Genomic DNA, 25,126 nt, shown 5'->3' on the forward strand with positions numbered 1-25,126 from the left:
GAAAATGCTGGAACAAATGGGCATTGCCGCCAAAGCGGCCTCCTGGCAGCTGGCGTTACTCTCCAGCCGGGAAAAGAACCAGGTACTGGAAAAGATCGCCGATTATCTGGAAGCGCAGACCGACGATATTCTGCGCGCCAACGCGGAAGATTTAGCCGAAGCTCGCGCCAATGGCCTGAGTGAAGCGATGCTCGATCGCCTCGCGCTGACCCCGGCGCGTCTGAGCGGCATCGCCAGCGATGTGCGCCAGGTGTGCAATCTGGCCGATCCGGTCGGCCAGGTGATCGACGGTGGGCTGCTGGACAGCGGTCTGCGTATTGAACGTCGCCGCGTCCCGCTGGGGGTGATTGGCGTGATTTATGAAGCGCGTCCCAACGTGACAGTCGACGTCGCCTCCCTGTGTCTGAAAACCGGCAACGCGGCGATCCTGCGCGGCGGGAAAGAGACCTGGCGCACCAACGCCGCCACGGTGAAGGTGATCCAGCAGGCGCTGCAGGAGTGCGGTCTGCCGGCCGCCGCGGTACAGGCTATCGAGAGCCCGGATCGCGCGCTGGTGGGGGAAATGCTGAAGATGGATAAATACATCGATATGCTGATCCCCCGCGGCGGCGCGGGCCTGCACAAGCTGTGCCGCGAGCAATCCACGATCCCGGTGATCACCGGCGGGATTGGCGTATGCCATATCTTCGTTGATGAAACCGCCGAGATCGCCCCCGCGCTGAAGATCATCGTCAACGCCAAGACCCAGCGGCCGAGCACCTGCAATACCGTGGAAACGCTGCTGGTGCACCGCAACATCGCCGACACCTTCCTGCCGGCGTTAAGCAAGCAGATGGCCGAAAGCGGCGTCACCCTGCACGCCGCCCCTTCCGCCCTCCCCGCGCTGCAAAACGGCCCTGCGAAGGTCGAGCCGGTGAAAGCGGAGCAGTATGACGACGAATATCTGTCGCTGGATCTGAACGTCAAAGTGGTGGCTGATATGGATGAGGCTATCGCCCATATCCGCGAACATGGCACCCAGCACTCCGACGCCATCCTGACCCGCACCCTGCGTAACGCCAACCGCTTTATCAATGAAGTGGACTCTTCCGCGGTATATGTGAACGCCTCCACGCGCTTCACCGACGGCGGCCAGTTCGGCCTCGGCGCGGAAGTGGCGGTCAGCACCCAGAAGCTGCACGCCCGCGGCCCGATGGGGCTGGAAGCGTTAACCACCTATAAGTGGATTGGTTTCGGCGACGATACCATTCGTGCGTAAATGAGAACGGGCGATGCAAAAATAGGCAGTTGATTCCACTGACTATTGACGCATCGCCCGCTAAGTTCTAACCTTTTGCCTCGTGATTCACGCTCGTGAACACCTCTTGCAGGGCCGATATAGCTCAGTTGGTAGAGCAGCGCATTCGTAATGCGAAGGTCGTAGGTTCGACTCCTATTATCGGCACTCACACAACAAAATCTCTTAAAAACAATGACTTAAAACGATTATCGTTCTCAAGGTACAATCTTTTTTTAAGGGATTCTATGACCAACAGTTGCCGCTATGGTTAACAGTGGCTATTCAGGGATGTTAGAACGTAGCGGCCTGTAGTTGTAAAGCTCGAACAGGTACAAAGCGTGAACAGTCCACACGAACCGCTATCAACTCGAAGCTGATGACGCTGCCAACGTCTTTAATCAATCCCACAAATTTTAACCGTTCCACACTTAGCGCGGTGTCCCGTAACAGCCTGTCGTGATGACACGCCACGGATAAACGAGCAAATGATGGGAATCCTAACCAGTCCGGGAAAGGGGCTGGCTCTCTCGTGGTGTTCACCGTGCCATAAACGAACGGTACTCGATAAGAGAACGGTTAACTGACAAACACCCCTGATGATGCGCCTAAAGGCGTTTGCTATAGTGTCCCATCACGGCGCTTTATGGCTGCTATTGTCTTAACTTAAATATTTGTATGGTGTTGCTATGGAAATGGATGAGGATTGTTTTGAGCTTGAATATTTCAATTCGTTAGTAGGTGAAAACCTGGTAGACATGATTTTAACGAAGGCCCCCACGAAAGTAAAATGGCGAGTGATTAAAGCTGCGGACCATGTGCGAAAAGCTCACAGAATTAAAGATATCGATATGGAGATGTTTTCCATTCGGTTGATCGCAGCTGAAGAAGAATTGGTTGTAGCAATTTTTGAATGGCTGAAATTAAACACTGATAAGATGCCAGAACATAGGGACTTAGTGGGTAAATTCAAAAATCATCAAGTAAAATTGATGTTTACACCTGTTTTGTTATTGATGAAGAATGTCCTTATAGAAAGCATCGGACCGAATTTAAATATTCATGGGGTTAACGTTGAAATGAAACCTCGCTTTGAAAATGGGAAGGTCGAGCTATGTTTATCAATACCCTCGACTGGATTCATGGCACCTCTTAACCCATTATCTATGTCAATCAACCATGAAGATGAGGAACAAGATGTTATTGAAAGTTTATACGAAACATTAGAAAAAGAAGTACAGGATAATCTTGGAATACCTCTTAAAGAGTTTGTTATGAAAAGAGCCGATTTTAGGAACTTGCTTCTGTACGCAAATGATGGTGGTTTTGTAAATTACGTGATTGATTATGATGAGTTAATGGACGGTTTTAATCAGACGTTTGAAGCTCTTTTGTGGTCGCTGGCGGCTTTACTGACTAATGATCCACTATCTCCTAACTTGGGCCTGGTTACCCAGTTCATCGATGTATACAGACTTGTTTTGATTAAGACAAAGGTTCTCAAGGGGTGATATTGTAAGTATCCCGCATAATCGTGCCATTCACATTTAGAGATCCTCCGGCATAATCACTCTGCCAACAAAGGAGATCGCTATGCGTAAAGCCCGTTTTACTGAGCATCAGATCATTGCCGTAATTAAATCGGTTGAAGCCGGACGAACCGTTAAAGATGTCTGCCGGGAGGCCGGTATCTCTGAAGCCACCTACTACATCTGGAAGGCCAGATACGGCGGCATGGAGGCTTCTGATATTAAAAAGATCAAGGATCTTGAGGACGAGAATCGGCGTCTCAAACAGATGTTTGCCGACCTGAGCCTTGAGAACCGGGCGCTGAAAGATGTTATCGAAAAAAAGCTTTAAAACCAGCCTTTAAGCGTGAGCTGGTCACTCATCTGATAACGACATTTGGACTCAGTATCCGTCAGGCCTGCCGGAGTCTGAACCTGAGCAGAACGGTTTACCATTACCGTCCGGATACCACGCGTGATGAACCCGTTATTGTCGCGTTGCAGGCAGTGGCAGAACGATACCCACGGTACGGTTTTCCAAAACTTTTCCAGGTTCTGCGGCGGCAGGGATACCCGTGGAATCACAAAAGGATCCATCGTATTTATTGTCTGCTGAAGCTGAATTTTCGCCGTAAAGGCAAACAACGGTTGCCGGTGCGTAATCCCTCGCCACTGATCACACCGGAAGCGTTGAACCAGAGCTGGTCTGTCGATTTTATGCATGATGCTCTGGTCTGTGGCCGTCGTTTTCGCACGTTCAATGTCGTTGATGACTTTAACCGTGAAGCATTGTCGATTGAAATCGATCTGAATCTGCCAGCTCTGCGCGTGGTCCGTGTGCTTGACAGGATCGCGGCAAATCGCGGCTATCCTGTCATGCTACGCATGGATAATGGTCCGGAATTTATCTCACTTGCACTGGCTGAATGGGCAGAGCAACATGCAGTAAAACTGGAGTTTATCCAGTCGGGTAAGCCGACACAGAACGCTTTTATTGAGCGCTTTAACCGAACATACCGTACAGAAATACTCGATTTTTATCTGTTCAGAACGCTGAATGAAGTGCGGGAAATCACGGAAAGATGGGTGTCAGAATATAACTGTGAACGCCCTCATGAATCACTGAACAATATGACACCGGAGGAATACCGACAGCACCATTATTTGGCCGGGATCTCAAAAAATGCATGGAACTAAAACGGGTCTATTTACACAGATATCTCGGTTGATAGTTGAAAATCACCTCAATTTTTGTTGCGACTTCTCGACCTTCATTTAACAACGTGACCGAACGTGTGTGTACAAGTTGCTGGTGGCGAATAACTTCACCTTCTGGATTCCTTAAAGGTTCAGGAACGAGAAAAGTAAAGTTGTGCAACTCGCCGTATGCAAGCCTGACGCGAGCCTTGAAGTAAGTATTTAAGGTCCATGTGAGTAACGCCGCTACTACTGAAAAAATCTCTTTGCCATAGAGTTTCAAAAATTCCATTTGACGCCTTCGCTATATCAGTCATGAACACCTGACAGATAAGTCGGCACTTCAACAATGCCAATCGACTTAAATTCCTGCCCTTCAAGGCTATGAGGTTAGCACGAAACTTTCCTGCTTAGTGTTGTGGTGTTTTTTACGTTCTTCTTCTGATCGGTAGCTTAGCTACACATCTCATTTAAGGGATTATCGATCACGAGAACGGCGGCAATTAACTTCCGGAAAGTGACATGTCACGGGCCATAAATGGCGGGATGAATTACAACCCCGTGCAGTACCTCAGTGGCTATGGCGCTCCTGTTGTTTCATCCACCAGCAACCATTCAGGGGGGACCATCAACCAGACCAATCATTACAACATAATCGCTGGTGGCGTGGATGCGGACGGGCTGGTGAGGCGTATCAAGCAGGAACAGTCGGAAGACATTCATCAGCCAATGAATTTGACCAAGACTGACAAATTCTAATACGTCTAACTTCCTGATAGGATTAATCCGAATGCGTTCAACTGGGATAGGGATATGAAGAAAACTTTGATTGCAACATTAGTGGGCATAACGATGTTAACCGGGTGTGGGCCACAAGAGTTAACCCCCGAACAAAAACAGGAAGTTTCTGCACTTAAGGCTGAGTTGTCCCAAACTGAGGGAGAAATCTCAGCAGCGAAAGAAGTTGATCAACAATTTTCTGGTGGGTTAATCAAGAATTTAACGACAGCAAGATTGGAGGTTTTAGGAACTAATAAGGCTCTTTTAGAACAGCGTATCAATGCTATTGAGTCCGGTGCCAAAATTGATGTAGTTGTCTCTGGTACCAAGCCAGACCCTGAACTTGCTGCCTCTATTAAAACAGAGATCGATAATCTGACTGTTAAAATTAACGAAGCTAAAGCAGATGCCAGCCAGTACACTGGTGGTTTGATTCAGGTACTGAAACTATCAGCAGTTGCCACTGAAGAGCAAAGCATGGCTATGCTTCAGCAAAAATACCTTACCGCTAAGTATGGGCTCGCTGAAGTTAAGTTAGCACCTGTTCAAGATAATGCAGCAACCGCCAGCGGCAAGAAGGAAGCAACTTCTAAAACTACCCAAGAACAACCCCCTCTGTTGCCACCCGCTGAAGGCCCGTTCGGTCTTGAAGCTGGTCTGACCCAGAAAAATATCGAAGATATGATCGGGGCAAAGTTAAAACCACTACCGGATAGCGTGAATCTGTATACTTCCGATACACTACCGAAGCAAAACGCAGATTTTGAAATGTATGGCTTGTTGATCTCGCCTAAAGCTGGCTTATGTCAGATCAGAGCTGTTGGTAAAAACATTGATACCGATAGTTATGGGCTCGCTTTAAAATCCCGGTTTGAAGATTTGAGTAGTTCGTTAAGTTCACTTTATGGAAAAGCTGAAACCACCGACCTTGTACTGGAGGGGTCGATCTGGAAAGAACCTCAGGACTGGATGATGGGGCTAAACAAAAAAGAACGCTTCTTATCTGCCACCTGGAAAGGCACAAAAGAAACGCCGCTAAAAAATAATATAGATACTATATCTATTGAAGCCAGGGCTAACAGCTCTTCAAAAGGCTATGTCTACCTCCAATACTCATTTACAAATAATGATGTGTGTCAGGCAGAGATTGAGGGGGCGAAAAAAAGCTCTCTTTAATCAACAACAATTAAGCCCCTTAACCAGGGGCTTTTAGCGTAAGATCCAACTTAACTACATACTATGAAAGAAAAATTAGATAAATTAATTGAAAATACATTAAAAGATATACTATTGGGTAACGCTGCCCTAACTTTTATTTTTGCTATACCTTTAGCTATTATCAGTAAGCAAGGGTTAAGCACAACAATATGGCTTATGACCATTTTCATAGCTCCAGCGCTTTGTGCAGTAGGCGCATGGATGGTGGCTCGAATAACCCAGCACGCAGAGGTATACTTCAACCATATGTGGGTTAAGAAAATTTATGTTTTTTATGCATTATGTTCGGCGGAATTTTTATTGATCTATTCTATCTCACAAATTTTGAAAAATATCATCAAATAAAATAGGTGGCTTATGTGGAGAACAACTTTTTTAAAGACAATGGCAGAGTTTAGTGATAAGAGATCCAAAACTGGCCGAATATCCTTAAGTTCTGATGAGTATCAACATTATGATATTTTTTCAGTTTATATGGCAGACCCTGAGAATGAAAAGGAGTATCTATTTGATAGTTATAAAGATGGAAAAATTTACGCGCTTTCATGGAATGAAGATGCAAAGCGCTTCGATACCCCTGTAGAGTTCCAAGCTCTTAAATGCATTCATTTTAATTTCACAGGAACTCATTTTTATAAAGGTCATCGTATCGAGTTCAAGAGTCTTGACGAACTCTTACAGCTTAAAAGAAGGCTTTATAAAGTAAGGGTTAGGTATTATAATTTTGTCCATACAGCAAATCAAAAAGCATATAATCTAAAACGCCACGATATCAAAAACAGAATGGATGTCCTTGATAGGGTTATTGCGTTATTTTTGGCTTCTGATAGAGATGATGGAATAGATTTCTGGAATATAATGACAGAAATGCACACAAAATATTGGTTCCGCCATCCTGAAAGCTCACAAATGAAAAGAAAAATGAACTTAATTTTAAGTTCTTTCGTTGATGGTGGAGAGTTAATTAAAGTTGAACACAGTATGTATAAACCAACAGGGAAAGCATATATCACTCAATCATCATATGTCGATTCTCTTCAAAAACATGAACAGGGGATGAAACTGCAAAAACGAATGTTCTGGACAGCCTTTTTCTCGTTTTTGGCTGCCGCCATTAGTGCTGGAGCTGCTGTTTATCAGGTAATGCCAAAAGGATAGATTCTATGTTGATGTCAAAAGCCGCTTATGCCCGCCACTGTAATCTCCACGGGGAGTCATTAACCACTACAACATAACCGCTGGTAGCGTGGATGCGGATGGGCTGATAAGGCGCATCCAGTAGGAACAGTCTGATGATATGCATCAGGCGTTGGGCATAACCATGAACGAAAAATTTTAAATTTATTAGTTTAATGGGAGCTATGCAGCTCCCTTTATGTAATCTAAAAATTAGATATGCGCATATTATTTAATGAGTCATATATATTTTGAATATATTCAATTCGTTCGTTTCGATTACCTTCTATCTCTTGAAGTAATAAATCTTTAGGTTGTGAGTTTTCTCTCCTGTTTCTCATTTCAGAATCACTCAAAAGATGGTAGTTAATTATAGAGTTTAGTTTGGAAAGGTTTGCATCTGTACCGATTTCATGCGGTTTAATGTGTAGGTTTTTCAGCATGTTGTCAGCCGTAATTCTTTTGAAGATTAAATCCTCTAAAAGCTTCGGATTACATACCTTTAAATAACAAATCAGTGCTAGTGAAACCTGGAAATTTTTACCGCTCAAATCGCGTATCATATGTTTGTTATCAATGACTGATAGTACTGAATAGCATCTTTCAGCTTCTCTGAGAGAACAGCCGTTATTTTCTAACAACATGGAAAGTATTTTTACTAGAGATCCCCCTCGTGTCAGTAATTTTTGCTTTGTATCAATTGATAGTAAATATTTTTCCAATGTGGATTGATAAAAGCCATTCCTTACATCTTCGCTAGCGAGAGTAAATTTTGGCAAAGTAAACCAGTAATGGATGAATTTATTTAGATAAAGGCGTGAATCAATTTGTCCGTAACGGCATTCAATACTTTTTTCGAACTGCTCACGATTAACAACAAGAAGAAAAACAAAGCCTTTCACAGAAAATAAGTGTTTAATTTTCTCGAGTAAATCTAATGCATAATCTGGCCTTGCTCTATCTAGTTCATCAATAATTATGAGAGTTTTCTTCTGGGTTCTGGCGTGAATTTCTTCTAGGGTTTCTTTAAAGTGAACAATGTTATTTCTTTCATTTTTTGCTGATTTTATTTTGTCAGCTATATATTCCTCTAAAGGGTTAGTTAATGACTCAGCAATGGCATCAGATGCTTTTTCAATAGCGGTAGTGGTTAAAAGGTTTGCTGTTGCGGTAGAAATGGCAAATTTTGCAGTATGAGAAAGTACAGAGAGACCGATTTTTTTACTTGCACTTAAAAGCTTTTCACCAAACATCGATGTGAGTTTTTTATCATTTTCCACCATTTCATATATTACTGAGGATAATGATATAAAGGGGTCTGATTGATAGTCATTTTCGTAAGCGTCAAAATAGATAACATTAAGATTGTCATGGTTTGATTTTATTTCTGATGTCATCATTTTTACAAAGGTTGATTTTCCGTTCCCCCACTTATCCTCAAGTGCTAATACCAAATTTTCATCTGGTGCCTGGAGAGCAACCCTCATTATTTGCTCAAATAATGGTTTTCTTCCAAATAAATCTAAGTCATCAGTAAAACCATCGCTGAAGTTATTATCTGGGGTTGTCAGTATCATAAATAATCCTTTTTGTTTATAATGTTTAAGCTAGACAATAGCGAAATTAAAGGGTTAGGCAGTAATGTTCAACTTTTTTATCCATTCTGCGTGATTGTATCAATATACTGACGTGAGGTTTACATGGCTGTAATGAGTAAATCGGCTTATGCCCGTCATTGTGGGGTGAGTCGCCAGACAGTTTATGACTGGGTAGCTAAGGGTGAAGTAGTGATGTCCGGTAACAAGATTGACGTTGAAGCTACTGAACAAATGCAGTACGGAAACGAACATTCTGAGGGGGCTGAGGGCAAGGACTATCTGGTCCTGTCTGCTTCACAGGTAATTGAATGGATTCATACCAATCAGGATAAGTTCCCTGCAGCGCAAAGCCAGGAAGAAGCGAAACAGCTGCTGGAAGCCGCCGCCCAGTTAATTACATACGATATTGAGTACCTGAGTGATGAAGACGGAGGAGAAGTTGTCAGGCTCTATCACGAACCCGACGATTGCGAGCACTATTTCCATGGGTTCCACCAACTGGGCAATGCTATAGCCTTCATACAAGATTTTATCCTGGCAGATTGCCTGAGGATGAAATTACGCGGCAAAGGAGACCATATAGATCCGGAGTGGGACCGTTGGTCAGTGAAGCGGCTTAAGGCATTGTGTACGCCGACTGAAACAGATGAAGCTCGTTTAAAGCCCATCCACGAATACATGGGGGAGGATGAGAGTTAGTGTTGAAATGTACTCTGTAAGCTATTGCGCAGAGGGAAAGGTTTTAATTCTGAGCCGCCTCAATCAAAACGCCCATCCAAAGTGTAAACCTACTCTCTCACTCTTGCTATCGCGGCCTCCAAGCAAAATACGAGCCTAAATATAGAGAATTATATAGGTCAAGGACGGCTTTCAGCAGAAAAGTGTCAAGCTGGCATGCTAAGAAATGCTAAGGTTTTTTGCGCAAAAATGGAAAGTGTAAGCCGACTCTAAAAATCACGTGCCCCAATGTTTAAGCTGTCCTCCGCGAACTTTTGCCTTTGAATGACCAGTTATTTTACGCCAAAGTGTCAACCTGTGATGCTGAGAAATGCCAGGGTTTTTGGGGCAAATAGTGGGAAGTGTAAACCAACCTGGAGGCCTAGTGGTTGCTGGGTTTTCGATGTTCTAAGCCACGAATGGTGTCAGAAAACCCCATATCAAAACTGCGCAATCCCTAAGAAATCCTAAGATTTTTGCGCAAAAAAATGGAAAGTGTAAACCACGCTGAAAGCCGAACGAAGCCAGGGCTTAGTGGAAAAGTCTAAAGTGGCGATGTTAAGGAATGTTAAGGTTCGCGCGGGAAGAAAGGGCAAAAGTGTAAAGTGACTTATCAAAAGGAAAGTCATAAATGATAATTTCACTTTACACTAAACCCAAACGTAAATTGGTTGGTTACATCGGCTGCTTCCAGTGAGTGGTTGCATACCTGAACTTTGGATTCTCTGTTTTTGCACCGGAGTAAACTGGTCCTTTGCGTACCTTAAACTCAGAGACAAGTTTGTCTCTGAGTCCCCCAAGTCGCTCAATGCTCATGAGTTCGTTAGTGACATCTTTGAATACGGTAGAAAATGCTTTATGCCGTTTAGATTTCATGAACTCGGGGGTGCTAAGAGCAAACTCTTTTTCTGGAATGCTTGGTATGCTGATAATAGAAGAGAGTGAGTTAAATGTTTTAATTAAAAAACTACCTTGAATTCCTTGGTTTGAAGGAACACCATATAGCCTTTTAATATCACCGGATATTTTATCTAAATCCTTCATTAAAGCTGTTGTTTTTTTATTACCATCCCTAATTCCGGATTCGTTGTAGGCTGTGTCAATTTCACGAATTATTTCTCGACAGGTTTTGAAATGGTTTTCATTTTTAATTTCTAGGGTCGCTTTTATTACGCTGCTTACACTTCCAGATTCATTCGCTAGCCATGCTGAGAATATTGGCAAGTCCAACGAAGTTGTCGAGTTACGCCCATGATCAACGATTTCTGATCTGGTTGTGTTTATTTTTTTAGATAAGGAGTTTATGATTTTAGCGGTATAATCATGTCCAAATGCGCCAGTTTTTTTCATCCAATGTAATTGATAGGCATGTCTAATTGGATGAATAAAAGAATCTGCTTGAAAATGTTTTGCGACAACACTGTAATAAATTGATTTATAAGCCATCCAATTCAACGCAGCAATAAAACTTTCCAAGGCAGTTGTCATTCCACCTTTACCACCAGATGATTTCTCTCTTTCTTGTCTGAACTCAGCTTCGGTAAAAACATGACCGGTCGAGCTTATTAGTTTTGCTTCAGACGACCAATAGCCTTTCGTTACAGCAATGTCAGAAAGTTCATTAAATATAGACGCGCTTAATTCGCTATATTTCTCATATTCAGGTGTATTAGGTTGTCCTAGCATCTTCATTGTTAGGTAATATACGCTGGACCTAAGATCCCATGTGCAAACCATGTTAAGTTTCAACATGTCTATAAGCTGGCCGAAGTCATTATCAACAAACTCCCCACCTTTTATTTCAGGTTTGATTTGTTGAGCTTCAGTTTTAGCAATCTTGTCTAATTTACTTAAATCATAGTCACTTTCTGATAAGAAATTAATAAAGTCGAACTTTTCTTTTCGCGCTTCGCGATATTCTTCTTTATAATTATCTATGCATATCAGGTTATCGTAAAAAAGAATTGCTTGAATTGTGTTTTCAAAAGCAACCAAATCACCATTAATAGTATCTGTATTATTAATAGTGATATCACCAAGGGTCCTTTCAACTGCGGTTAAAGAAGCATTGTCAATCAAGGCATAAGACATTTGTATCCTCCTAATTATTGATTTATCTTGTTATGTGTTTTGAGAAATTAAAAAATAAATATTTTTTAAATTTTTCGTCCTTCAGTATGGCATTTGTAAGAGATTCCTTCATGTTCTCCTATCAACCAGTCTATCCCCTGCCCAGTTAGTCGGTTGATTGTCACATTCGAGACTAGCCCCCAAGCTTTCTTATCCCTGGAACCTTCGATCTCGTACTCAATTTTCTTATCAGTGATTGTAGGTCGAACTACTCGAAACCATGTATCGTCACGTCCTTGAGGAATTCCATCTATATCGACTATGACAGCCTTAGTAAGCCAACTGGAGCTTTGCTCATTACCAACGCACTCATCCCCTTCATCTACTCGAATATCAAAGCACAGTTTATCTTTAGATAGATATGGAGAGGGCCGGAGGCCAATCGCTGATGAGTTATTAGGATCTTGTGGCTTACATACGATTAAAGACGGCTCTGAGCCTATCACAGGGAGACTTACTAACAGGGCCAAGGCAAAGATTTTGTTTTTCATAATGTCAACTTTCCATGTCACAGTGAAACTGCAGTTGAGGATTTACACCCAAATTTGATGATGAGTATACCTCTAACGAAACGGCTGAAAAACGAACAAATGCCTATCGCAGAAAAATTATTGTGTCTATCTTTGGGGGTATGTTTAAAATTGAATTATGGAAAAATATAATAAATTCAGTGTGTTGAGTGATTTTGTTTTGTTCTTATTATCGCACCACCTCAATCAAAACGTTACAGAAAACACTCCCCTAAAGCCTCTCTGGGATGACTTTCCCCTGGCGTCGCCTCCTTAAAACCAATGTTCATATCGCTGAGCCTGGGCATCAAAACTGCCATCACTGTTCAGAGAGCTCCCCATGGACTTACAAGTACTTCACTTATCCATGGCTCATAGCCCGTTAAGAAAGTGGCTCGTTTGAATAATATTTTGTGCCCAGCCCCCCCCCCCTGTTCAAACCGTTAATCCAGTAATTTCATCTCCAGCGCCCGGCTCATCGCTTGAGTGCGACTATTCACTTTAAGCTTCGCGTAGATGTTTTTGATATGCCATTTGACCGTCTCGGCAGAAATAGCGAGGGAGCGAGCGATTTCTTTGTTCATCTGACCTTCAGCGATCAGCTGTAATATCTGCAACTCTCGCTCGCTGAGTTCCCCATGAATATCGGGGCTCCCACTATTAAACGGTGTTCCTCCTGCAGAAGCGCGCTTGTCTGCCCAGGGTCCCTGCACTCCCCTTTCCTCTGTCCAAGCCGAAGAGGATTCATTCATACCGGCAAGCAAAGGTTGCAAGGTATCGCCAGCGTCAAGAAAGAGGCCTTTGAGATGCTGTTGTTCAGCCAGCTGCACGACTGGCTGAAATGTCGTGCGCGCTGCCGCAGTTTTGCCGCTGTGCCACAAGGCCAATGACCAGAGCGTACGCAGACGTGCTGCGGTTAACCTGTCCCCCCGGCTTTCCTGATCGGAGACCATCTCAGCCAGGAGAATACAGGCTTGCGGCGCCAGGCCTCTGGCGAGAAGAAGCCGGCTGCGGCTAAGGGATGCAGACATAACGATAGCGCGTTGGCAGGGATGTTCGGCATCCATTCTGAAGCTGGCGGACATTTGTTCAAGCTGTCGCTGCAGTTGCTCTGCGCCTGTGAAATTGCCGCGCTGCAGTCGCACCCTCACCTGCTCGGCTAACATCATGGCCTGGAGCCGTTGCCAGCCGCGAGACACCGCAAGGCGCTGCGCATGCTCCAGCAATCGCTCGGCCTCATACGGCATATCGCCGTCCAGGGCCTGACGCGCGAGATAGGTATAGCAACGACTCAGCGCGTCGGGTGGACTGAATCGGTCGATGAATTCGAGCCGGTCGGCTAACAGATGATCGGGCGAGTCCCCCCTCTGACATTCATAGGCTATCTCCGCCAGCAGCGGCGCCAGCGTCGCGCCACTGGTCGACTGGGTACCGGTATAACATTCAGCCTGGCGCAACGTTTTCTCTGCATACCACCCGGCTTTTCCCAGATCGCCCTGACAAAGATGGCACTGGGCAATGATAAACGCGCGATAAACCGAGACAAACAGATTATCTAAAGGACTTTCCGGAGAGGGCATATGCTGTTGAACCTCCAGCGCGTCGTGATAGCGCTGGTTAACAACATGGCAATAGCTGAGAATATTGCATATCAGACCATCAACCCAGGTGTCACCGCAGGGCACTTCGGCCAGCAACGGCTGAACAATAGCCAGACTCTCCGGGATGTTTTCCGCAAAGGCTTCGCAAATTGCCCGCACAACGCGCAATTTACACCAGGTGCTGCGAGTTAAATCCTCACGATGATGAAGTACCATCTGATCGAGGTTATCAAGCAGCTGCCTCGACTCATCAAAGTGGAAATAATGCGCCAGTGCCCAGGCCAGGTTAATTTGCAGGTCAATGCGCGAAGGATCGGTGCTGGGCGGTAAATGATGCATCCATGAGATCAGGGTATCGATATCCCCTTCTTCCGCCAGTGACTGAGCGCTTGCGCCATCCTGCACGGGGCTATGCACCGGCTTGCCTGCGCTGAGCGCATGGCGTACCGCCTCAGACCACAGCTTCTGTTCGACGAACCAATGACTGGCTAATTCATGTAGCTGTTTGCGATCAATAGCGTTGTTCTGCTGCAGCATAGTCCGAAGATTTTCCTGCAACAGAGGATGGTAGCGGAACCAGTAGCCTTGTTCGTCAAGGGCTGACAAAAAAAGGTTGTGTCGCTCAATCCATGCCAGCATCGCTTTACTATCATCTCGTCCTGTCACTGCATTGCATAGTTCGGCATTTAACCGACTGAGGAAGGACGTTTTTACCAGGAAATCGAGAACCTCTTCCGGTAGCGGGTCCAGGACCACCTCTTTCAGATAGCGGGCAATGGACCGTGTTCCTCCATGCATATTGCGCAACAGATGCTCGGGATCATGCTGTAACTCTGCCGACAATGAAGCGATCTTCATCCCTGCAATCCAGCCCTCTGTCACGGACTGTAGCCGCTGTGCATGGTGGTTGCTGAGGGGTAGCGCAACCGTGCGGCTAAAATAGTGTTTTGTTTCTTCGAGCGTGAATTGCAGGTCTCGATCATAGATCTCCACCAGTTGGTCCTGGGCCTGCAGCTGGCTCAGCGCAAGATTCGGGTGGAAACGGCTGCCAATGATCAGATGCAAGGCGGCAGGCGCATGCTTGATTAAATACCCCAGCGCTTCATAGACCCCACGATCGTTAATCACGTGGAAGTCGTCGATAATCAGGTACACGTCATGCGGGCAGTAGTGTAGCTGGTTAATGAGCCCGGCCAGCAGTTGCTCGGAGCTGGAGAGCTTCTGTTCTTCCATGTCACGCCAGAAATCGGCGTCCCAGTCAGCATAGAGTGGACGCAATGCTTGCAGCAGATAAGGAATAAACTGCCATACGTCATCATCATCCTCATCGAGGCTCAGCCAGGCAATACGTTCGCCCTGGGCGACCATCTGCTGATGCCATTGCGCCAACAGCGTGGTTTTGCCAAATCCAGCGCCGGCGCAGACGACGCCCAGCCGGCACTGCTGAACGGGACTGAGAAGCTGAAGCAGCCGGGGGCGCTCCAGCAATTGTATCGAGGAGCGAGGCGGGACGAATTTGGTCAGGATTAGCGGCAAGCCTCGCGTCAGCCGCAATGGCCCGGAGACCAGTGAGGGTGATTGGCGACTTTCTAAATCCGATGGCTTCATCCGTGGTGTCTACTCGCTTTGTTTTTTTCAATTGTACGCCAGCCCCCGGGATGACATGGGGCAGCCAAACTTTATTGCTACACAAAATTTAGAAAGTTTGACCTCAAGCATGAAAACCCCCACCTACCCCCCCCATGAAGGTGGCTTCGCACTCCCTTTAACCGCTCGTAGATTCATTGCATGGGTGTGGCCAGGGTTATCCGCCCTGTCTGTTGGCCCCGCCTGGGTGACCTTTATTGAGGAGAATTAAACGATGCTCAGCAAACAGGCGTTATTGCAGGCTTACCGCAAGATGCGGGAGATCAGGACCTTTGAAGAGCGGTTGCATCAGGAAAATACCAGCGGTGATATTCCGGGCTTCATTCACCTTTACACCGGTGAGGAGGCCATCGCGGTGGGGGTCTGCGAAAATTTAACGAGCGCAGATTTTATTGGTTCAACACACCGTGGACATGGCCACTGTATTGCTAAAGGTTGCGACATTCACGGCATGATGGCCGAAATATTCGGTAAGGACAGCGGGTTATGTCGCGGTAAGGGCGGGTCGATGCACATTGCCGATCTGTCGAAAGGAATGCTGGGGGCGAACGCTATCGTTGGGGGAGCCCCTCCCCTGGCCATCGGCGCCGCGCTAACGGCAAAGACGCTAAAAACCGGCAACGTCGGTGTCTCTTTTACGGGCGATGGGGGTTCTAATCAGGGCCTGGTCTTTGAAGCCATCAATATGGCCGTCGTGCTCCAGCTTCCAGCCGTCTTTATTTTCGAGAACAACGGTTACGGCGAAGGGACCGGTCACGACTACGCCGTGGGCGGGCGTGATATCGCCCGACGCGCCGCTGGCTTCGGCCTGCCGGCAGTGACCGTTGATGGCACCGATTTCTTTGCCGTTTATGAGGCAACCTCAGAGGCGGTCAAGCGTGCGCGAGAAGGCGGTGGCCCAAGCGTCATTGAGGCCAAAGCCTTCCGCTGGCATGGTCATTTTGAGGGCGATCCCGCGCTATACCGCGCGGAAGGTGAAGTGCAACGCCTGCGTGAACAACATGATCCGCTGAAGATTTTCACCGCTAAGGTCAAGCAGCATATCACCCAGGAAGAACTGACGGCGATTGACGAGGAAGTAGAAGCCCTGGTCAACGATGCGGTATTGAAGGCCCGCGCCGCTGCCTATCCGGCTCCGGAAGACCTGCTGACAGACGTGTACGTCTCATACTGAGGGTGATAACTATGGCGATTAAAACTTATCGTGAAGCGGTCAAGGAAGCCCTGGCCCAGGAAATGGAACGCGATGAACGCGTGGTGCTGATCGGTGAAGACTTACGTGGCGGTCATGGCGGAAATGCGCCCGAAGAGGCGAAGATAGAAGCCTTTGGCGGTGTGCTTGGGGTCACTAAAGGGCTGTGGACGCAGTTCGGCTCCGATCGGGTGATCGACACGCCCATTACCGAGTCGGCCATTATCGGTATGGCGGCCGGCGCCGCAGCGACGGGTCTGCGGCCGGTCGCGGAATTGATGTTCATGGATTTTTTTGGCGTGAGTCACGATGCGCTGTACAACCAGGCGGCTAAGTTCCGCTACATGTTTGGTGGCAAAGCCAGGGCCCCGCTGGTGATGCGAGGTATGATCGGCGCGGGGTTTTCCGCCGCGGCCCAGCATTCACAGTCACCCTATAATATCTTTGCCACCACCCCAGGGCTGAAGGTGGTGGTGCCCTCGACGCCTTATGACGTCAAGGGTCTGTTAATCCAGTCCATTCGCGACGACGACCCGGTGGTATTCTGCGAGCATAAAATGCTATACGACCTCAAGGGCGAGGTACCGGACGAGAGCTATACCATCCCGCTAGGTGTAGCCAACTATACCCGCGAAGGAGAGGACGTCACCATCATTGCGTTGTCGGCAATGGTGCATAAAGCCAACCAGGTGGCGGACAAGCTGGCTAAAGAGGGGATCTCGGTCGAGGTAGTCGACCCGCGAACCATTTCGCCGCTGGATGAGGAAGGGATTCTGGAATCGGTGGCTTCCACGGGGCGGGTCGTGATTGTCGACGAATCCGCAGCACGCTTCGGTTTTGCTCATGATGTCGCGGCGCTGATTGCGTCCCAGGCATTCCATTTCCTCAAAGCGCCCGTTCTGCTGGTGACGCCGCCACACACGCCGGTCCCGTTCTCCCCTGCTCTCGAAAAACTCTGGATCCCTGGTGTAGAACGTATCGAAGCCGCCGTCCGTCAAGTGCTGGAGGATTAACCGATGAGCGAAATCAAGACGCTTGAAATGCCAAAGTGGGGGCTTTCCATGGAGGAAGGCTTGCTCGCTCGGTGGGCAATCCAGGAGGGTGACAGCTTCACCCCAGGGCAGGAAATCTGTGAGATTGAAACCAGTAAAATCGTTAATGTGCTGGAGGCACCCTTTGCTGGTACGTTACGTCGGATAATCGCCCGCGAGGGTGAGACGCTTCAGGTAGGCGCCGTGCTGGCCCTGGCGGCTGACGCGTCGGTCAGCGATGCTGAACTGGACGAATTTGCTGCCAGCCTGGCTTCGGCGAAACCCGCAGCCCCTGGCCCGGAGTCTGCCGCGCCGGGCATAGCGGCACAGGCAGGCGCTAAGCCAGCTTCCGTTGTTTCCCCGCCATCCAACAGCCCCGAGCCCCCTGTTGGGCAGACCGATATCCCCGTCAGTCTGCAAGGCGTGACCGATGTGACTCAGGTTAATGCCACGCCCCATGCGTTAAGACTGTCTGCCCGCTGGGGTGTCGACCTGAAAAAAGTCCGCGGCAGCGGGCGCGGGGATCGTATCTCTGTTTCTGATCTGGAAAGCGCGATCGTTGCCGCCGGCGGTCGTCTGGCCTCCCCGACGCCCCCTGTTCGTCGCAGTAAAGCGCCCCGCTCGCATGCCGATGATAGCCAGGTATCGGCCACCCCGCTGGCGCGCCGTCTGGCCGGCAAACTGGGTATCAACTTACATGACTGCCGAAGCAGCGGTTCACGCGGTCGGGTGAGTCGCGATGATGTGCTGGCCGCAGCGTTGTTACTCGACGAGCAACCGCAGACCAGCCCTGTGCAGGAGAGTGCCCCGGCACCCTTTGAGAGCATCCCGATGTCCGGTATGCGGCGGGCTATCGCTTCTCGCCTGCAAACGTCCAAGCAACAGTCTCCCCATTTCCGTTTGAACGTCGATCTCGATCTGGAACGACTGTTAGCGTTACGTCAGGACATTAACCGCGAAGTACCCGGCGTCAAGATTTCGGTTAATGACCTGTTGGTGAAGGCCTGCGCCCTGGCTTTGGTGGCCGTGCCTGACGTCAACATCCAGTTTGATGAAGCGACACAAAGTATCCGCCGCTTTGCGGATGCCGACATTTCGGTGGCCGTTGCGCTGCCTGCCGGGCTAATTACCCCTATTGTTCGCTCGGCGAACCGGAAATCGATTAGCGACATATCGAACGAAATTCACTCGCTGGTGACCAGAGCCAAAGCGGGCACGCTGAAGCCGGAAGAGTTCCAGGGCGGGACCTTTAGCGTGTCAAATCTGGGGATGCTCGGCATCCGGCAGTTTGACGCCATCATCAATCCACCGCAAAGCGCAATCCTCGCCATTGGCACCGGCGAGATGCGGGCGGTAGTACGCGACGGGCAAATCGTCGCGCGCCAGCAAATGACGGTATCGCTATCCTGCGATCACCGGGTCATCGATGGCGCGGCAGGTGCGGCTTTTCTCCGGGAACTCAAGCGACTGATTGAAATCCCGACCTTGATGTTTATCCAGGAGACGAGCTATGCACGATAAATACGATGTGCTGATCATCGGCGGTGGTCCTGGGGGATACGTTGCCGCCATCCGTGCCGGTCAGCTAGGGCTTCGTACCGCATTAGTGGAAAAACAGCATCTGGGCGGCATCTGCCTGAACTGGGGATGCATTCCAACCAAGGCGCTGCTGCATGGCGCTGAGGTTGCGCACACTATCACCCATGCCAGTCAGCTGGGCATCAGCGTGGGCGAGGTGAACGTCGATCTGCAAAAACTGGTGCAGTTTAGCCGTAACGTATCGCAACAGCTCACCGCAGGGGTTGCGTACCTGTTGAAGAAAAATGGCGTGCAGGTCATTGATGGCACCGCGCGGCTGCGCGGCAAGGGGCAAATCACGGTCGAGGATGCACGCGGTGAAGCGCGCGATTACCGGGCCGATCACGTGATCCTGGCAACCGGCGCCCGGCCACGCGCATTACCAGGCATCACGCCAGATGGCGAATATATCTGGACCTATTTCGAGGCGCTGCGGCCTAAGCGATTGCCCAAATCGCTCTTAATCATCGGTTCAGGGGCGATTGGCGTCGAGTTCGCCAGCCTTTATAACGATCTGGGCTGTAAAGTGACGCTGGTCGAGCTAGCTTCGCAGATTTTGCCAGTGGAAGATGCCGAGGTGTCTGCAGCAGTGCGTAAGTCATTCGAAAAACGCGGTATTCAGGTCCATACCCAGACCCTGGTGACGCAAGTACAGCTCACCGATACCGGGGTGCGCTGCACACTGAAAAACACCGGCGGCGAATATTCCCAGGATGTCGAACGTGTGCTGCTGGCGGTCGGCGTACAGCCGAATATTGAAGATCTGGGGCTGGAAGCGCTGGGCGTTGAGTTAGACCGCGGTTTTATCAAGACGGACGCGGCTTGTCGCACTAACGTATTCGGGCTTTATGCCATCGGCGATGTAGCCGGCCCGCCGTGTCTGGCGCACAAGGCCAGCCACGAAGGCGTGATCTGCGTTGAGACACTGGCCGGTGTCGAAGGCGCCCATCCGCTTGATCGCGACTATGTGCCCGGTTGCACTTATGCCCGGCCTCAGGTTGCCAGTCTGGGCCTGACGGAATCGACGGCCCTGGCCAGGGGACGGCCCGTCAGGATCGGTAAGTTCTCTTATCAGAGCAATGGTAAGGCGCTGGCCAGCGGCGAGACAGAGGGTTTTGTGAAGACGATTTTCGATGCTGAAACCGGCGAGTTGCTGGGCGCGCATATGGTTGGCGCACAGGTCACGGAACAGATCCAGGGCTTTGGCATCGCCCGTCACCTGGAGGCCACAGACGAAAGTCTCCTGTCGATGATCTTTGCGCATCCGACACTTTCCGAAGCGATGCATGAATCCATACTCGCGGCCTGCGATCAACCGTTGCATCAATAAAAAATAAGGGAGGCGATAGCTGTGCGATACGGAGTAAGTTCCCGTTATCCCTCCCGCACTCCCCGGCAGAAAATCCCCAACAACGGTTACGGCAGGATCTATTGATCTGAAACGCTAAGCGCCATGCGTAAATTCTGTATGTTTAGTAGACAACCAAACGACAGGAGGAGCGATCTATGACACAGCACGAAAGTTTTTGCCAGGCCTGCGGAATGCCGATGTCCGCACCTGATGCGCAAGGGGCCAGCGATATATATTGCGCGTATTGCAGCGACAGCGACGGTAATCTGAAATCCTGGGAAGAGGCCGTATCCGGTCTGGCGGCTTTTCTCGACTCCTGGCAAAAGGTGGGCGTAGCGGAATCACGGAAACGGGCAAAACGTTATCTGACGGCGATGCCTGCCTGGGCGCACAAAGCGGACGAGTAATTTGCCCGGGCGGCAGGATGAAATCAGTAAGGACAGATCGCCATGCCGACAACATTGCTATAGCGTTTTTGTACGCCATCCGGACAGGAATAAATGCGCGTTGTAGATGACGACCTGCAGGCATAGGCATGCATGGATGCGATCTTCATGCGGATGAAATAAACGCCTGGCGTTCTCACCCTTGACCGGATGCGTTATTGCCTGGTTTTTAAAGGTTCTGTTTCTGTATTTAACCCGGCACTTCTCATGGAATACAACATATTGATGTGATGAATCTCTCATTTCAACGATACCAACTGGACAATAAGTTATCGCGTGTGTTAGTTATTTAATCACGCAGGAGAACAGATTTAATTTAAAAAAGTTAAACCTTTCTCACTTTGCTAAAAAATTGCATTGATAATGCTTTGGAATCCCGAACCATTATCAAAAGGGTATGTGAACAGAAAGCCCTCAGAGACGCGAGTCTCTGAGGGCTTTTTTTTGTTTTTTTATCTCAGGAGTAAATAAATGTCTAAAGAACGTCGTCTCGCAAGAATATTCGCAAAAGATGGTAAATCCGTGACCTTAGCGCTGGATGGCTACTATTTTTCCACGAAAACAAATGGTATTGATAATACGATAAATCAGCTCCCTGCTCTGGTGGAACACGGCCTGGATTGTGCGCTCGTCACGTACGGCATGTTGAAGAATTATCGGGAAGCATTAAACAGCGTTCCCGTTGTCTTACGCGTCGACAGCACGGTCAGTATCTTTGACAATACCGTTCCCGATACTACCCCCGTTTTTTCCGTCGAAGATGCGCTTAAAGTCGCTGCCGAGGGCGTGGTCTGCATGACCTTCCCCGGCGCCTTCAATGAAGAAAAAACCCACATTATGGCGATGCAACTCGCGCAGGCAGCGGATCGCTGGAACGTACCGCTGATTGTCGAATCGCTCCCGTATGGTTATCCCGTCACCAGCGATGACTCTAACAATCCGGCCATCATCGCTGCATCGGCCCGCGCAGCGGTGGAGCTGGGCGCGGACGTCATCAAAACGCGTTTTACCGGTTCACCAGAGGACCGACTGATCGTTGAAGCTGCTGGCGTGCCGGTGCTTGCCTTAGGAGGGCCAAAAACCGGCATCGACGGTTACTTCAAATTTGTTCAGCACTGTATGCAGATGGGTGCGAAAGGCGTGGCTGTGGGACGGAACATTACCCAGGATCCGCAGCCAGCGAAAGTGGTAGCAGGCCTGAATGCCATCATCCATGAAAACGCAACAGCGGAAGATGCATACAGCCTCTACATGGCTAAATAACATCGGAAATTAATATGATTTCAAATAACACCATCATCCCTTCCATCAGGAAGTATAAATACTTTGAGAAAGCATTATCCTGCCAGTCAGAATATGTGCTGCTATCCGAAGCGAATATCGGCAATCTGCAGTCGCTGATTGGCAAATGCCATCAAAGCGGTAAGAAGGTCCTCGTTCACCTTGAATTACTGGGCGGCTTCAAACCGGATCAGGCGGGGATCAATCTGCTGAAAAATTATTACAAGGTTGATGGTGTTATTTCTTCCAATCTCTCCGCGCTACGCTACGCAAAAAAAGAGGGATTGCTGACCGTATATCGAGTTTTACTTATCGACTCGCGATCGCTTGATCAGTCGCTCGATATTGTTAAACACAGTCCACCGGACGCAATTGAAATCTTACCTGCTGAATATGCCTGCCAGTGTCTGGAGTTGATTAGCCGAAATTTGAAAGGCTTTGATGTGGTATTCATCGCCGGAGGCTTTGTTAAGCGCAAATACCTTGTAGATAAAATATTCCATGCCGGATTTAAAGGGATAACCACCAGCGAGCCCGGCTTATGGTAACCAATAAGGAGTCCACGCGAATGAAAGATGAATACGTCATGGGCATCGACAATGGTGGAACCGTCACCAAGGCAGCCATCTATGACCGTAAAGGACAGGTGCTCGCCATCGCCTCAAAATCCACACAGATGCTGACACCCCGGGAATTCCACACAGAGCGCAGTATCGATGAGCTGTGGGCCGCTAATGTCGAAGTGATTAAAAAAGCGATTGCGCAATCAGGTATCGACGCCAGCCAGATAAAAGGAGTGGCCGTCACCGGTCATGGTAACGGTCTGTATCTGGTCGACGAAGAAGGTCACCCGGTGCGTAACGGCATTATATCCACCGATAGCCGGGCAAAAGAGTACGTTGAGAGATGGCAACGCTCGCCAGAATTCCTTACCGACATTTTGCCAAAAACAATGCAGTCCATCTGGGCCGGACAACCTGTCGCCCTGCTGGCATGGCTGAAGGAGTTCGAGCCCGAGACGCTGCAAAAAGCGCGTTATATTTTTATGGTCAAGGACCTGATCCGTTTTTACCTGACCGGAGAGGCTTTTCTTGAGCTGACCGATATCTCAGGGACCAACCTGATCAACGTACGTGACTGCCAGTATGACGATGAACTACTGGCATGGTGGGGACTTGATGAACTGCGGGACAAATTGCCCCCCATCAAACGCTCAACAGAATGCTGCGGAAAAATCACTGACGACGTGGCCCGTCTGACCGGTTTATGCGCAGGTACGCCGGTTTCTGGCGGGGTGTTTGATATCTCGGCCTCTTCCATTGCCTCGGGGATTAACAGTCTCGATAAGATGGCGATCGTCACCGGCACCTGGAGCATAAACGAATACGTTACCGACCACCCGGTTATTGATAAAGATCTGTTTATGACCTCCATTTATCCCATTGAAGGTAAATGGCTCATCACCGAGGCCAGCCCCACCTCCGCGAGCAACCTGGAGTGGTTTATTAACAACTTTATGGAGAGCGACCGGAAAACCTCCGCCGAACAAGGATCGTCGGTCTATGACCTGTGCAATAAGCTGGTTTCATCAACGACGCCGGATGAAAGTCACCTGCTGTTCTTTCCGTTCGTGTTTGGCTCTAACACCATTCCCGACGCCTCGGCCGGCTTTATCGGTGTCAACAGCTTCCATAAAAAAGCCCATTTTCTGCGGGCGATTTATGAGGGCGTGGCCTTCAGCCATCTCTACCACACCGAACGCTTACGCAATATTAACCCAAAGTTAAGCCGCACTATTCGTATTGCTGGCGGCGTCACGAACTCCCCGGTCTGGCTGCAGATATTCGCCGATATCTTCCAGGCCACGCTGGAAATCGTTGACGTCAAAGAGCACGGGACCCTGGGTACCGCGATGACCGCCGCCGTCATGGTGGGCTGGTTTGCAGAGGTATTTGCTGCCTCAAACGACATGGTCCATGTCTCACGCACCGTCTCCCCTAATCCGGAAAACCACCGGGTCTACCAGACCAAATACCAGCTTTATAAAAACCTGTTATCAGAAATGCAGTCGCCGTGGAAAAGCTGCAGCAACTACATCGCGCACTAAGTGAGGAAAAAATGGATCTGAATTTAACGAATCGTACGGCCATCGTGACAGGCGGCGCAACCGGCCTGGGGAAAGAGTTTGTTCTTTCTCTCGCCAAAGAAGGCGTCAATATCTGCTTTACCTATATGCGTGAGGAAGAGCATCCCGAACGGCTGATCGAAACGGTGAAGGCCAGCGCGAACGTAGAGATCATCGCGGTCAAAACCGATCTCTCTGACGAGCAGAGCCGGGAAAATCTGTTTGCCACCTGTATCGACAGACTGGGCAAAGCCGACATTCTGGTGAATAACGCCGGGATCTGGCTGAGCGGCTACGTCACCGAGATCAGCCCGCAGGACTGGGATCTGGTGATGAATGTCAATCTGAAAGCCATCTTCCATCTCAGCCAGCTGTTTGTAAATCACTGCCTGCAGCATGACCAGATGGGCAGCATTCTGAATATTACCTCGCAGGCCGCGTTCCACGGCTCCACGACGGGACATGCGCACTACGCGGCAAGTAAGGCCGGCCTGGTCGCCTTTGCTATCTCTCTGGCGCGGGAAGTCGCCAAACAAAAAATCAATGTGAACAATATCGCCGTCGGGATCATGGATACTGCGATGATCCGTAAGAACATTGAGCAAAACCCTGACTATTACGTCAGTCGTATTCCGGTGGGCCGCGTGGCCCAGCCGCAAGAAATTGCCGACATCGGAGTCTTCATGGTTTCTCCTAAGACCAGCTATATGACGGGAGCAACTCTGGACGTTACCGGCGGTATGTTGATGCGTTAATCTAGGGAGA

22 protein-coding genes and 1 tRNA gene are annotated in these 25,126 nt (G+C 48.8%); 18 read left to right on the forward strand and 5 right to left on the reverse strand.

The features are described from left to right. Positions 1–4: 4 nt before the first annotated feature. The 4 genes from proA to ACLEXF_RS14125 all read left to right on the forward strand — a co-directional run bounded on the left by proA (position 5) and on the right by ACLEXF_RS14125 (position 3,981). Positions 5–1,258 carry a glutamate-5-semialdehyde dehydrogenase gene (proA, locus tag ACLEXF_RS14110; protein ID WP_004147253.1) on the forward strand — a complete coding sequence of 418 codons (1,254 nt, stop codon included), beginning with the start codon at positions 5–7 and terminating at the stop codon, positions 1,256–1,258. 113 nt (positions 1,259–1,371) lie between these two features. Further along, positions 1,372–1,444, forward strand: a tRNA-Thr gene (locus tag ACLEXF_RS14115). 521 nt (positions 1,445–1,965) lie between these two features. Beyond that, positions 1,966–2,787: a hypothetical protein gene (locus ACLEXF_RS14120; protein ID WP_080847370.1), complete on the forward strand. Its 822-nt coding sequence runs from the start codon at positions 1,966–1,968 to the stop codon at positions 2,785–2,787. An 82-nt stretch (positions 2,788–2,869) separates the two neighbouring features. Next, positions 2,870–3,981 (forward strand): IS3 family transposase gene (locus ACLEXF_RS14125; RefSeq protein WP_108433090.1). Its coding sequence is split into 2 segments (ribosomal slippage): positions 2,870–3,131 and positions 3,131–3,981, totalling 1,113 coding nucleotides; the frame shifts between segments, so codons are not numbered across the junction. A gap of 7 nt (positions 3,982–3,988) precedes the next feature. Here the strand turns inward: ACLEXF_RS14125 and ACLEXF_RS14130 are convergent. Beyond that, entirely contained in the window at positions 3,989–4,273 is a 285-nt protein-coding gene (locus ACLEXF_RS14130) for a hypothetical protein (RefSeq protein ID WP_133175758.1), read from the reverse strand. A 230-nt stretch (positions 4,274–4,503) separates the two neighbouring features. Here ACLEXF_RS14130 and ACLEXF_RS14135 point away from each other — a divergent pair, with 230 nt between their 5' ends. From ACLEXF_RS14135 to ACLEXF_RS14150, 4 genes are all read left to right on the forward strand, one after another. Then, a complete protein-coding gene (locus ACLEXF_RS14135; protein ID WP_080847372.1) occupies positions 4,504–4,740 on the forward strand; it encodes a hypothetical protein in 237 nt (78 codons plus the stop codon). 54 nt (positions 4,741–4,794) lie between these two features. Beyond that, positions 4,795–5,937 (forward strand): hypothetical protein, encoded by a 1,143-nt coding sequence (locus tag ACLEXF_RS14140; RefSeq protein ID WP_080847374.1) that lies wholly within the window; start codon positions 4,795–4,797, stop codon positions 5,935–5,937. A 63-nt stretch (positions 5,938–6,000) separates the two neighbouring features. Next, positions 6,001–6,324, forward strand: a complete 324-nt coding sequence (locus ACLEXF_RS14145) for a hypothetical protein (RefSeq protein ID WP_080847375.1) — start codon at positions 6,001–6,003, stop codon at positions 6,322–6,324. Positions 6,325–6,336: 12 nt separating this feature from the next. Beyond that, positions 6,337–7,137: a hypothetical protein gene (locus ACLEXF_RS14150; RefSeq protein ID WP_133175757.1), complete on the forward strand. Its 801-nt coding sequence runs from the start codon at positions 6,337–6,339 to the stop codon at positions 7,135–7,137. A gap of 224 nt (positions 7,138–7,361) precedes the next feature. Here ACLEXF_RS14150 and ACLEXF_RS14155 read toward each other — a convergent pair whose 3' ends face one another. Further along, complete coding sequence (locus ACLEXF_RS14155) at positions 7,362–8,732, reverse strand: KAP family P-loop NTPase fold protein (RefSeq protein ID WP_108433089.1); 1,371 nt, start codon at positions 8,730–8,732, stop codon at positions 7,362–7,364. Between the two features lie 123 nt (positions 8,733–8,855). Here ACLEXF_RS14155 and ACLEXF_RS14160 point away from each other — a divergent pair, with 123 nt between their 5' ends. After that, complete coding sequence (locus ACLEXF_RS14160; protein WP_243408663.1) at positions 8,856–9,452, forward strand: hypothetical protein; 597 nt, start codon at positions 8,856–8,858, stop codon at positions 9,450–9,452. 693 nt (positions 9,453–10,145) lie between these two features. Here ACLEXF_RS14160 and ACLEXF_RS14165 read toward each other — a convergent pair. The 3 genes from ACLEXF_RS14165 to ACLEXF_RS14175 form a co-directional block, all read right to left on the reverse strand. After that, positions 10,146–11,561: a hypothetical protein gene (locus ACLEXF_RS14165; RefSeq protein WP_423265783.1), complete on the reverse strand. Its 1,416-nt coding sequence runs from the start codon at positions 11,559–11,561 to the stop codon at positions 10,146–10,148. Positions 11,562–11,626: 65 nt separating this feature from the next. After that, positions 11,627–12,091 carry a hypothetical protein gene (locus ACLEXF_RS14170; RefSeq protein WP_080847382.1) on the reverse strand — a complete coding sequence of 155 codons (465 nt, stop codon included), beginning with the start codon at positions 12,089–12,091 and terminating at the stop codon, positions 11,627–11,629. A 461-nt stretch (positions 12,092–12,552) separates the two neighbouring features. Continuing rightward, positions 12,553–15,318 (reverse strand): LuxR C-terminal-related transcriptional regulator, encoded by a 2,766-nt coding sequence (locus ACLEXF_RS14175; RefSeq protein ID WP_108432842.1) that lies wholly within the window; start codon positions 15,316–15,318, stop codon positions 12,553–12,555. A 253-nt stretch (positions 15,319–15,571) separates the two neighbouring features. On the opposite strand from ACLEXF_RS14175, the gene ACLEXF_RS14180 reads away from it, so the two are divergent. From ACLEXF_RS14180 to ACLEXF_RS14220, 9 genes are all read left to right on the forward strand, one after another. Beyond that, a complete protein-coding gene (locus ACLEXF_RS14180) occupies positions 15,572–16,531 on the forward strand; it encodes a thiamine pyrophosphate-dependent dehydrogenase E1 component subunit alpha (protein WP_032455609.1) in 960 nt (319 codons plus the stop codon). Between the two features lie 11 nt (positions 16,532–16,542). After that, positions 16,543–17,562, forward strand: a complete 1,020-nt coding sequence (locus tag ACLEXF_RS14185; RefSeq protein ID WP_017901010.1) for an alpha-ketoacid dehydrogenase subunit beta — start codon at positions 16,543–16,545, stop codon at positions 17,560–17,562. A 3-nt stretch (positions 17,563–17,565) separates the two neighbouring features. Further along, positions 17,566–19,101, forward strand: a complete 1,536-nt coding sequence (locus ACLEXF_RS14190; protein WP_065803187.1) for a 2-oxo acid dehydrogenase subunit E2 — start codon at positions 17,566–17,568, stop codon at positions 19,099–19,101. Continuing rightward, complete coding sequence (gene lpdA, locus ACLEXF_RS14195; RefSeq protein WP_186921161.1) at positions 19,091–20,488, forward strand: dihydrolipoyl dehydrogenase; 1,398 nt, start codon at positions 19,091–19,093, stop codon at positions 20,486–20,488. The genes ACLEXF_RS14190 and lpdA overlap by 11 nt, the downstream gene beginning before the upstream one ends. Before the next feature lie 176 nt (positions 20,489–20,664). Continuing rightward, entirely contained in the window at positions 20,665–20,916 is a 252-nt protein-coding gene (locus ACLEXF_RS14200; RefSeq protein ID WP_064190037.1) for a zinc ribbon domain-containing protein, read from the forward strand. A gap of 510 nt (positions 20,917–21,426) precedes the next feature. Then, a complete protein-coding gene (locus tag ACLEXF_RS14205; RefSeq protein ID WP_032455606.1) occupies positions 21,427–22,218 on the forward strand; it encodes a class I fructose-bisphosphate aldolase in 792 nt (263 codons plus the stop codon). A 14-nt stretch (positions 22,219–22,232) separates the two neighbouring features. Beyond that, on the forward strand, positions 22,233–22,784 hold the full coding sequence (locus ACLEXF_RS14210; protein WP_002889866.1) for a glycerol-3-phosphate responsive antiterminator: 552 nt from the start codon (positions 22,233–22,235) through the stop codon (positions 22,782–22,784). A gap of 20 nt (positions 22,785–22,804) precedes the next feature. Further along, positions 22,805–24,343: an FGGY-family carbohydrate kinase gene (locus ACLEXF_RS14215; protein ID WP_040215249.1), complete on the forward strand. Its 1,539-nt coding sequence runs from the start codon at positions 22,805–22,807 to the stop codon at positions 24,341–24,343. Between the two features lie 11 nt (positions 24,344–24,354). Continuing rightward, complete coding sequence (locus tag ACLEXF_RS14220; protein WP_004204674.1) at positions 24,355–25,116, forward strand: SDR family NAD(P)-dependent oxidoreductase; 762 nt, start codon at positions 24,355–24,357, stop codon at positions 25,114–25,116. Positions 25,117–25,126 lie beyond the last annotated feature (10 nt).

It is taken from the genome of Klebsiella pneumoniae complex sp. WS1778 (assembly GCF_049472055.1).
Lineage (GTDB): Bacteria > Pseudomonadota > Gammaproteobacteria > Enterobacterales > Enterobacteriaceae > Klebsiella > Klebsiella quasipneumoniae.

Coding starts and splice junctions, on each gene's coding strand:
- ACLEXF_RS14210 (WP_002889866.1), top strand. CDS start 22,233: ATGATTTCAAATAACACCATCATCCCTTCCATCAGGAAGTATAAATAC.
- ACLEXF_RS14140 (WP_080847374.1), top strand. CDS start 4,795: ATGAAGAAAACTTTGATTGCAACATTAGTGGGCATAACGATGTTAACC.
- proA (WP_004147253.1), top strand. CDS start 5: ATGCTGGAACAAATGGGCATTGCCGCCAAAGCGGCCTCCTGGCAGCTG.
- ACLEXF_RS14180 (WP_032455609.1), top strand. CDS start 15,572: ATGCTCAGCAAACAGGCGTTATTGCAGGCTTACCGCAAGATGCGGGAG.
- ACLEXF_RS14220 (WP_004204674.1), top strand. CDS start 24,355: ATGGATCTGAATTTAACGAATCGTACGGCCATCGTGACAGGCGGCGCA.
- ACLEXF_RS14160 (WP_243408663.1), top strand. CDS start 8,856: ATGGCTGTAATGAGTAAATCGGCTTATGCCCGTCATTGTGGGGTGAGT.
- ACLEXF_RS14155 (WP_108433089.1), bottom strand. CDS start 8,732: ATGATACTGACAACCCCAGATAATAACTTCAGCGATGGTTTTACTGAT.
- ACLEXF_RS14150 (WP_133175757.1), top strand. CDS start 6,337: ATGTGGAGAACAACTTTTTTAAAGACAATGGCAGAGTTTAGTGATAAG.
- ACLEXF_RS14190 (WP_065803187.1), top strand. CDS start 17,566: ATGAGCGAAATCAAGACGCTTGAAATGCCAAAGTGGGGGCTTTCCATG.
- ACLEXF_RS14215 (WP_040215249.1), top strand. CDS start 22,805: ATGAAAGATGAATACGTCATGGGCATCGACAATGGTGGAACCGTCACC.
- ACLEXF_RS14205 (WP_032455606.1), top strand. CDS start 21,427: ATGTCTAAAGAACGTCGTCTCGCAAGAATATTCGCAAAAGATGGTAAA.
- ACLEXF_RS14120 (WP_080847370.1), top strand. CDS start 1,966: ATGGAAATGGATGAGGATTGTTTTGAGCTTGAATATTTCAATTCGTTA.
- ACLEXF_RS14185 (WP_017901010.1), top strand. CDS start 16,543: ATGGCGATTAAAACTTATCGTGAAGCGGTCAAGGAAGCCCTGGCCCAG.
- ACLEXF_RS14175 (WP_108432842.1), bottom strand. CDS start 15,318: ATGAAGCCATCGGATTTAGAAAGTCGCCAATCACCCTCACTGGTCTCC.
- ACLEXF_RS14170 (WP_080847382.1), bottom strand. CDS start 12,091: ATGAAAAACAAAATCTTTGCCTTGGCCCTGTTAGTAAGTCTCCCTGTG.
- ACLEXF_RS14165 (WP_423265783.1), bottom strand. CDS start 11,561: ATGTCTTATGCCTTGATTGACAATGCTTCTTTAACCGCAGTTGAAAGG.
- ACLEXF_RS14135 (WP_080847372.1), top strand. CDS start 4,504: ATGTCACGGGCCATAAATGGCGGGATGAATTACAACCCCGTGCAGTAC.
- ACLEXF_RS14145 (WP_080847375.1), top strand. CDS start 6,001: ATGAAAGAAAAATTAGATAAATTAATTGAAAATACATTAAAAGATATA.
- ACLEXF_RS14200 (WP_064190037.1), top strand. CDS start 20,665: ATGACACAGCACGAAAGTTTTTGCCAGGCCTGCGGAATGCCGATGTCC.
- lpdA (WP_186921161.1), top strand. CDS start 19,091: ATGCACGATAAATACGATGTGCTGATCATCGGCGGTGGTCCTGGGGGA.
- ACLEXF_RS14130 (WP_133175758.1), bottom strand. CDS start 4,273: ATGGAATTTTTGAAACTCTATGGCAAAGAGATTTTTTCAGTAGTAGCG.